This window comes from Tabrizicola sp. (genome assembly GCF_031377265.1).
GTDB lineage: Bacteria > Pseudomonadota > Alphaproteobacteria > Rhodobacterales > Rhodobacteraceae > JAUYQR01.
Genome location: NZ_JANMET010000176.1, coordinates 1 through 8,114, shown reverse-complemented (window position 1 = coordinate 8,114; position 8,114 = coordinate 1). Strand labels below are relative to the sequence as shown.

Annotated in this window: 9 protein-coding genes and 1 pseudogene; 3 read left to right on the top strand and 7 right to left on the bottom strand. The window is 63.2% G+C overall.

Translation table 11 applies throughout. The features are described from left to right. Together RMO18_RS10345 and RMO18_RS10340 are read left to right on the top strand one after the other, a co-directional pair. Positions 1–1,207 (top strand): Re/Si-specific NAD(P)(+) transhydrogenase subunit alpha (locus tag RMO18_RS10345; protein WP_309665727.1); only part of this gene is annotated, 1,207 nt, incomplete at its 5' end. 12 nt (positions 1,208–1,219) lie between these two features. Beyond that, positions 1,220–2,653: pseudogene (locus tag RMO18_RS10340) on the top strand (NAD(P)(+) transhydrogenase (Re/Si-specific) subunit beta). Positions 2,654–2,656: 3 nt separating this feature from the next. Here the strand turns inward: RMO18_RS10340 and RMO18_RS10335 are convergent. From RMO18_RS10335 to RMO18_RS10315, 5 genes are all read right to left on the bottom strand, one after another. Then, entirely contained in the window at positions 2,657–3,043 is a 387-nt protein-coding gene (locus RMO18_RS10335) for a hypothetical protein (RefSeq protein ID WP_309665726.1), read from the bottom strand. Then, on the bottom strand, positions 3,040–3,378 hold the full coding sequence (locus tag RMO18_RS10330; RefSeq protein WP_309665725.1) for a hypothetical protein: 339 nt from the start codon (positions 3,376–3,378) through the stop codon (positions 3,040–3,042). The genes RMO18_RS10335 and RMO18_RS10330 overlap by 4 nt, the downstream gene beginning before the upstream one ends. Positions 3,379–3,390: 12 nt before the next feature. Continuing rightward, positions 3,391–3,960 (bottom strand): sigma-70 family RNA polymerase sigma factor, encoded by a 570-nt coding sequence (locus RMO18_RS10325; RefSeq protein ID WP_309665724.1) that lies wholly within the window; start codon positions 3,958–3,960, stop codon positions 3,391–3,393. 79 nt (positions 3,961–4,039) lie between these two features. Then, positions 4,040–4,342: a hypothetical protein gene (locus RMO18_RS10320; protein WP_309665722.1), complete on the bottom strand. Its 303-nt coding sequence runs from the start codon at positions 4,340–4,342 to the stop codon at positions 4,040–4,042. 16 nt (positions 4,343–4,358) lie between these two features. Next, positions 4,359–4,793, bottom strand: a complete 435-nt coding sequence (locus tag RMO18_RS10315; protein WP_309665721.1) for a hypothetical protein — start codon at positions 4,791–4,793, stop codon at positions 4,359–4,361. Positions 4,794–5,020: 227 nt separating this feature from the next. On the opposite strand from RMO18_RS10315, the gene RMO18_RS10310 reads away from it, so the two are divergent. Then, positions 5,021–6,304 carry a DUF3422 domain-containing protein gene (locus RMO18_RS10310; RefSeq protein WP_309665720.1) on the top strand — a complete coding sequence of 428 codons (1,284 nt, stop codon included), beginning with the start codon at positions 5,021–5,023 and terminating at the stop codon, positions 6,302–6,304. Positions 6,305–6,315: 11 nt separating this feature from the next. Here RMO18_RS10310 and RMO18_RS10305 read toward each other — a convergent pair whose 3' ends face one another. Together RMO18_RS10305 and RMO18_RS10300 are read right to left on the bottom strand one after the other, a co-directional pair. Continuing rightward, positions 6,316–7,227, bottom strand: a complete 912-nt coding sequence (locus RMO18_RS10305; RefSeq protein ID WP_309665718.1) for an ABC transporter permease — start codon at positions 7,225–7,227, stop codon at positions 6,316–6,318. Next, the coding region (locus tag RMO18_RS10300) for an ABC transporter permease (RefSeq protein ID WP_309665715.1) at positions 7,220–8,114 on the bottom strand (895 nt) is incomplete at its 5' end. The genes RMO18_RS10305 and RMO18_RS10300, both read right to left, overlap by 8 nt.

The window sequence follows — 8,114 nt, the reverse complement described above, 5'->3', positions numbered from 1 at the left end:
CAGCCGTGCGCAGAAGATGGACGCGCTGTCGTCGATGGCGAACATCGCAGGCTACCGCGCGGTGATCGAAGCGGGGTCGAACTTTGGCCGCTTCTTTACGGGCCAAGTGACGGCGGCGGGCAAGGTGCCCCCGGCCAAGGTGCTGGTGGTGGGCGCGGGTGTGGCGGGTCTGGCGGCGGTCGGCACGGCCACGTCACTGGGGGCCATTGTCTATGCCTTCGACGTGCGGCCCGAAGTGGCCGAACAGATTGAATCGATGGGGGCGAATTTCGTCTTTCTCGACTTTGCCGAGGCAGCACAGGATGGCGCGGCGACCGGGGGCTATGCGGCCCCGTCGTCCCCCGAATTCCGCGAAGCGCAGCTGAAGAAATTCCGCGAGCTTGCGCCGGAGATGGACATCGTTATCACGACCGCCCTGATCCCCGGACGCCCGGCCCCCAAGCTGTGGACCGAGGATATGGTCAGGATGATGAAGCCGGGGTCGGTCATCGTCGACCTTGCGGCCGAGCGTGGCGGCAACTGCGACCTGACGGTGCCGGACCAGAAGATCGTCACCGACAACGGCGTGACCGTGGTCGGCTACACCGATTTTCCCAGCCGGATGGCCGCCCAGGCCAGTACGCTTTATTCCACAAACATCCGCCACATGCTGACTGACCTTACGCCGAAGAAGGACGGGGTCATCGCGCATAACATGGAGGATGACGTGATCCGGGGAGCCACGGCGGCGCATATGGGGGCGGTAACTTATCCGCCGCCACCGCCGAAGATCGCGGCGATTGCGGTGCAGAAGCCGAAGGAAAAGGCCAAGGAACTGACCCCGGTTGAACGCCGGGCGCAGGAAGTCGCGGCCTTCAAAGCGCAAACCCGCAACCAGGTTGGGTTGCTGGCCATTGGCGGCGGGCTGATGCTGCTGGCGGGGCTTTACGCGCCTGCGGCGTTCATGAGCCACTTCATCGTCTTCGTGCTGGCGGTCTTCGTTGGCTTCTCGGTGATCTGGAACGTAAGCCACAGCTTGCACACTCCGCTGATGGCGGTGACGAATGCGATTTCGTCGATCATCATCCTGGGGGCCTTGATGCAGATCGGGTCGGGGTCGTTCCTGGTGATCATCCTCGCGGCGCTGTCGGTCTTCATGGCCGGGATCAACATCTTCGGTGGCTTCATGGTGACGCGTCGGATGCTTGCCATGTTCCAGAAGTCGTAGGGAGAGCCAGCCATGGAATTCGGATTTACCACGGCGGCTTATGTCGTTGCAGCGGTTCTGTTCATCCTGTCGCTGGGGGGACTTTCGGGCCAGGAAAGCGCCAAGCGCGCGGTCTGGTATGGCATTGTCGGCATGGCGCTGGCCGTTGCCGCTACGATCTACGGACCCGGAATGGGGCTGTGGTGGCTGTCGGTCTTGCTGATCGCGGGCGGCGGGGCCATCGGCTGGATCGTCGCACAGCGCGTCCAGATGACCGAGATGCCGCAGCTGGTGGCAGCGATGCATTCGCTGGTCGGTCTGGCTGCGGTTTTCATCGGCTTCAACACGCATATCGAAATGGTGCGCGTGATGGGGATGGATGAGGCCGCTCGGGCGGCGCTGGACGGTTTCGCGGCGGTCGTCGCGCACAAGACCGGGGTGGAAATCTCGATCCTGCGGATCGAGACGTTCCTTGGTGTGTTCATCGGCGCGGTGACTTTCACCGGGTCGGTGGTGGCCTTCGGAAAGCTGGCAGGCAAGGTTGACGGCAAGGCGACCAAACTGCCCGGCGGGCATCTGCTGAACGCCACGGCGGCGCTGGTGTCGCTGGTGCTGCTGGTGGTCTACCTGCAATCGGGCTCGACGTTGGCGCTGATCTGCATGACGGTGGCGGCCCTCTTCATCGGTTATCACCTGATCATGGGGATCGGCGGGGCGGACATGCCGGTCGTGGTGTCGATGTTGAACAGCTATTCCGGCTGGGCGGCGGCGGCGATCGGCTTTTCGTTGTCCAATGACCTTCTGATCGTCGTAGGTGCTCTGGTCGGCTCCTCAGGTGCGATCCTGTCCTACATCATGTGCAAGGCGATGAACCGGTCGTTCATCAGCGTGATCCTTGGCGGGTTTGGCACCACCACGGGCCCGGCGATGGAAATTGCCGGTGAGCAGATTGCGATTGATGCGGAAGGCGTGGCTGCGGCGCTGAACGATGCCGACAGCATCATCATCATCCCAGGTTATGGGATGGCGGTGGCGCAGGCGCAGCAATCGGTGAGCGAGCTGACCCGCAAGCTCAGGGCCGCCGGCAAGACGGTGCGCTTTGCCATCCATCCGGTCGCGGGGCGGTTGCCTGGGCACATGAACGTGCTCTTGGCCGAGGCGAAGGTACCTTACGACATCGTGCTGGAAATGGACGAGATCAACGAGGATTTCCCTAGTACCGACGTGGCCATCGTGATCGGCAGCAATGACATCGTGAACACGCCGGCGCAGGAAGACCCGAACAGCCCGATTGCGGGAATGCCGGTGCTGGAATGATGGAAGGCCAAGCAGGTGTTCGTATCCAAGCGCGGGCAGGGAACCGGCTATTCCGGCATCGAGAACCCGCTGTTTTTCAAGGACAATACCCGGATGTTCTATGGGGACGCGAAGAAGTCGCTGGATGCGTTGCTGCCAATGATCGACTGACGGTCAGGGCGCTTGCGTCGCCACATCGTCAAAGGTCCTGAGCAGCAACATCTGCACCTCGGTTTGCAGGGCGGCGGAAGCCGCCCGCACCTTGGCAAGTGCCGCCTCGACTGCGCCGTGATCGTAGGGGCGGGTGGCAGCGGCGCGAAAGGCGGCTGCCCGCGCCTGCCCAAGATCGGCGACCAGAACGGCGAGGCTGCGGCGATTGGCCCCGAGTTCGGCCACAAATGCCTTGCGCGTACCATCAGGCAGGTCGGCCCAGACATCGACGCCGCCATTGGCAAGATCGCGCAGCGACCCAAGGCGCAGGGCCATGCCCAACACCACCGCATTCGCCAGAAGCGAGGCAGCGAAGATGGTCCACAACAGGATCTGGCCAAAGCGCTTCATTCCACTTCGCCCAGGATGAGCAGGCCGGAAAGCAATCCCGCATCGGGGAAAAGCGCCAATGGATCACCGCTGGCAACGGCAACGAGAAACGCGTCGGGGTCGGCTGCGGGGTAGTTTGCGATGACAAGCGGGGTTGCGACCAGCAGGCTGGCGAAGGCGGCCCGTGCGAAATAGGTGGGTGCGAAATAAGCGGGCCGGGCGCGTGTGCGGGCAACGGGACGGCCGTGATCCAGCCGCGACAGCACGGCTTTGGTTACCGCAGTTTCGTCAAAGGGCGTGCGGGCCGCGTCCCGGATCAGCCGGTCGAGGCTTGCGTCATCGTCAGGCATGGTCATTCATCCGTCCTTTCATGTGTCGCGGCCGGTGCTGCTGCGCAGGGTTCGCCTTGCGCGGACCAGCAGTTGTTCCACCGCCCCGACCGAGATGTCCAGTGTTTCGGCGATCCGGCTGGTTTCCAGTCCGGCCACGGCGGATAGAAGAATCGCCATGCGCTGCCGGTCGGGCAGGGCGGCAATGGCCGTACGGGTAAGGGCCAGTTCCTGGCGTGACGCCAGCGCGCTGTCGGTTGCGGGGGCGGTGTCGCTGATGTCGTCGAGGCTGTCGATCCCGGCACCAAGGCCGAAAAACCGGCGCAGGCGCAGCTTGCGCAAGCGGTCGATGCAGAGGCGCACTGCGATGGCGTAAAGCCAGGTTGTTGCGCGGGCCCGGGTTGGATCGAACCGCGCGGCATGCGACCAGACGCGGACGAACACCTCTTGCACAACATCCTCCGCCTCGGCCGGGTTGCTTAGATAGCGGGTTGCGATGGCGGCAAGGCCACGACCATGCCGCGCGATGAGCTGGGCCAGAGCAGACTCTCGCCCGTTGGCGACGGCGCTGATCAGTGCTGCATCCTCGTCGTCCGATCCATGCTGCAAAGCGCCGTCCCCGGGACATTTCTGCGAACCATACGCGAAGCCGCCCGGCGCGGAAATGCATCCTGCCGGGCGGCGTCAGTCAGAACTTGCGTTCGCGGGTGGTGGTGACAGTGCGGCCGAGGGGGCCGGTCGTTTCGATCTTGCGCAATGTGCCTTCGGACGTCGTCTCGCGCATCACATCGCGGGTGGTGACGTTGCCTGCCGGTCCGGTGATCACATCCTGGCGGGTGCAGGACAACCTGCCTTCGGTGGTGATGCAGCTGCCTTCGTAACTGGTGGTGCCGCCCCGTGGGCCGGTGAGGGTGCCGGAAAAGTCACCGGCAAAGGCGGCAGAGCCAAGGGTCAGCGCGGCGAGAAGGGTCAGGTGGGAAAGTACGGTCATTGGTCAGTCTCCTGTGTCAGGGTTGCGGGGAAAGGGCGGCACGGGCGCGGTCCAGTTCAGCCCGGCTCAGGGCACCGTCGCCATCGACATCGACAAGGGCGAAGAAGGGCGAAGCGGCGGTGTATTCGGCCAGCGACACGGCCCTGTCGCCGTCCCGGTCAAGGCGCATCGCGCGTTCGCTCAGGACATCGCCGCCGATCCGGGCAAAGCGGGCGAGCCGTTCGCGGACTGCGGCCAGTTCAGCTTCGGTGACGCGCCCATCGCTGTCGCTGTCGGCGCCGGCAAATTGCCGTTCCTTGGCTGCGGCGATTTCGGCTTGGCTGATGTCACCGCTGGCGTCGCTGTCGAGCCGCTGGAACATAAAATCGGTGATGCCGTCCTGCTGTGCCTCGGCCATCGGGGCAAGCAGGATGACGGTCAGGCAGGCGAGGGAGAGGGGCCGGCGGTGCATGGTGAAAGGTCCTTTCTGTATCGGCTTTTGATGGTGATACGTAGGGAAAGGCCAAGCCCTACGCGTGCAGCAGCAGAAAGTTTGACCTGGCCGCCAGCGGGTGCAGTGCAGATCGCTTTGCTTTTGCGGCAACACCGGTGCGGCATACCCATGTATTCCGGCATTTCTCTGGAATGCCTTGGCCTGCCGCCCTAAGTCTTGGTGGAGACACGAAGAAAGAGCTGCAAATGGCCCCGATCCCTGACCATCCCCTGCGCTATGCCACGGTGAACGAGCTGCATGCCCGGCCTTTTCCGTCTCTGGACGTGCCATCGACGGCGGTCTATGTGGCGATCAAGGAACCGGTTCAGGCGGCGAACCGCGACCGCAGCCTTGATCTTGCGCATCTTTTGGCGCTGCTGGACCGGCACGGATCGGTGCACCCGCAACCGGGGGCCACGCATTTTTCGGGGCCGCTGGGGCGGGCCGAAGTGAAGTGGGAAAGTCACACCGAATTTGTGACCTACACAGCGTTTTCGAAGGGTGTGTCGAGGCGCCCGTTCGACCCGGTCGAGGCCGAGGTGCTGCCGGAAGACTGGCTCGCCACAGCGCCGGGCAAGCGGCTGACATCGGTTCTGGTGCGGGTCGAGCGGATGCTGGACAGCGAAGACGAGATGCTGGCCAGGCTTGACGAGTGGTTCGTGCCGGAAAGTCTGGCCGTGGCGCGGGTGGTAGACGGGGCCGCGCTGATCGCCGGGGATTTCCGCATTGATCAGGCGGGGCACATGCGCTTTGCGGTGTTCGTTAAGGACGGAACCGGCCCGCGCCGCGTTGGCCGGATCGTGCAGCGGCTGTGCGAGATCGAGACTTATCGCGCGATGTCGATGCTGGGCCTGATGCGGGCGCGCGACCTCAGTTCGCGGCTGAATACGCTGGACCCGAAGCTTTCGGCGCTGGTGTCGGGGCTGGACAGTGCCGAGCCGTCACCTGAGGCAGCGCTGCATGAGCTGCTGACCATTTCGGCGGAACTGGAAAGCCTTGCGGTGCAGTTTTCGTTCCGGTTCGGGGCGACGGCGGCCTATGAGGCGATCGTGAACCAGCGGATCGAGGTCCTGCGCGAGGCACGAATTCAGGGCCGCCAGACCTTTGGCGAATTCATGATGCGCCGGTATGATCCGGCGATGCGTACAGTGAAATCGGCGGAAGGCCGGCTGCAGGGGATGGCGGAACGTGCCCAGCGGGCGGCGGAATTGCTGCGCACCCGGGTTGATGTGGAGCGGTCGGCGCAGAACCAGAAGCTGCTTGAATCAATGGACAAGCGGGCGGACCTTCAGTTGCGGCTGCAGCGCACGGTGGAAGGACTGTCGGTGGTGGCGATCAGCTATTACGCGGTAAACCTTGCGGCATATCTGGTGGAGCCGCTGGCGCACGGGCTGCACCTGACGCATGGCGCGTTGATGGCGATTCTGACGCCGATCGTGGTCTTGGGGGTCTGGGCGATGGTGCGGCGGATTCGCAACCATCTGGACTAAACCTCAACCCGTCAACGCCCCCGGATGCGCGGATCCAGCGCGTCGCGCAGCCCGTCGCCGATGTAGTTCACGCTCAGCACCGTCAGCGAGATTGCGAGGCCCGGCCAGATCACGCGCTCGGGGTAGACTTGCATGTATTGCAGCCCGTCGAACAACAGTCGCCCCCATGTCGGGAAGTCGGGTGGAAAGCCAAGACCGAGGAACGACAGCACGCTTTCGGTGATGATCGCGTTGGCAACCTCCAGCGTTGCCGACACCATCACTGGCGAGATGACGTTGGGCAGGATGTGGCGCAGGATGATGCGGTGCGGGCGCGCGCCGATGGACCGTGCTGCCAGTACGTATTCGCGTTCCTTCAGGGTCAACACTTCGCCGCGCACGATACGGGCGGTCGACATCCATGAGGTGATGCCGATGGCAAACACGATCAGCGCAAAGGCCCCCATCTCTGGCCCGATGATGCTGGCGACCCGGTCGCGGAACAGCATGACAAGCACCAGCAACAGAGGGATCAGCGGCAGCGCAAGAAACATGTCAGTCAGCCGCATCAAGGGCCCGTCAAGCCGGCGGAAGTATCCGGCCAACACGCCGATCAGGGTGCCGAAAAGAATGGCGATGGTCATCGCGACAAGGCCGACCGCCAGAGAGATCCGCCCTGCAAGCATCATGCGGGCCAGCATATCGCGGCCCAGCTGATCGGTGCCAAGCGGGAAGCGCCAGCTGGGCCCCTGGTTCTTCAGCTTGATCGCCTCGGCGACGGAAAGCTTTTCGGGGATCCACAGATAAGGGCCGATCAGCACGACCACGGCCAGAACCCCAAGCACGATCAGGCCGAACAGTGCGCCCCTGTGGGTGCGGAACTGCTGCCAGATGGCGCGGTTCTGGCTGACCGGTTTTGCGATGACGGTGCTGGCATCAGTCATAGCGGATCCTTGGATCGAGGAAACCGTAGAGGATATCGGCGATCAGGTTGAAGACGACGATCAGCACGGCGAAGATGAAGGCCAGTGTCTGCACCATCGGGATGTCATTGGCATGGATTGCCAGGATCAGTGCCGCGCCAATGCCGTTCACGCCGAACAGGTTTTCGGTGATGATCGCGCCGCCAAAGATCGCGGGGATGCCAAGGGCAATCACCGTGACCACCGGGATCAGCGAGTTGCGCAGAACGTGCTTCAGGACCACCGTCCGCTCGGTCATCCCCTTGGCGCGGGCGGTGCGGACATAGTCTTGTGCCATGTTGTCCAGCATCGACGATCGCATGTAGCGGCTGATCGCGGCGGCGTTGGCCAAACCAAGCGTCATGACCGGAAGTGCCATCTGCTGGACCTGCTTCAGGAAGGACGACCAGTCGGTGACCGAAAGGTTGGTGTCATATTTGGTGGGAAACCAGCCCAGCCAGACGGCAAAAATAATGATGAACAGGGTGCCGGAAAAGAAGGTAGGCACAGAAAATCCGATCATCGCCAACAGGGTGCCTGCCTGATCAAACCATGAATATTGCCGGTAGGCCGAATAGATGCCGATGGGCAGGGCGATCAGGATGCCAACCAGATAGGCGGTGCCGATCACGATCAGGGTCTGCGGCAGGCGCTGGCCGATGATGGTGAACACCGGGCTGCGCGATTGCCACGACAGAATGCGTTGTTCATCGCCAGCGAGATTGGTGCCAAACCAGCCATCCAGCACAGTGGCGGGTTCGACCCAAAAGAATTGTCGAAGCCACAGGAAATATCGCACAAAAACTGGCTGATCCGCACCCAAAGCTTTGATCATTTTCAGGCGCACATCGGGCGGCACAGTAAGCGGG

Excerpts from the sequence above, each read along its gene's own strand:
- RMO18_RS10320 (WP_309665722.1), bottom strand. The coding sequence starts at position 4,342 with ATGACCGTACTTTCCCACCTGACCCTTCTCGCCGCGCTGACCCTTGGC.
- RMO18_RS10305 (WP_309665718.1), bottom strand. The coding sequence starts at position 7,227 with ATGACTGATGCCAGCACCGTCATCGCAAAACCGGTCAGCCAGAACCGC.
- RMO18_RS10330 (WP_309665725.1), bottom strand. The coding sequence starts at position 3,378 with ATGACCATGCCTGACGATGACGCAAGCCTCGACCGGCTGATCCGGGAC.
- RMO18_RS10315 (WP_309665721.1), bottom strand. The coding sequence starts at position 4,793 with ATGCACCGCCGGCCCCTCTCCCTCGCCTGCCTGACCGTCATCCTGCTT.
- RMO18_RS10335 (WP_309665726.1), bottom strand. The coding sequence starts at position 3,043 with ATGAAGCGCTTTGGCCAGATCCTGTTGTGGACCATCTTCGCTGCCTCG.
- RMO18_RS10310 (WP_309665720.1), top strand. The coding sequence starts at position 5,021 with ATGGCCCCGATCCCTGACCATCCCCTGCGCTATGCCACGGTGAACGAG.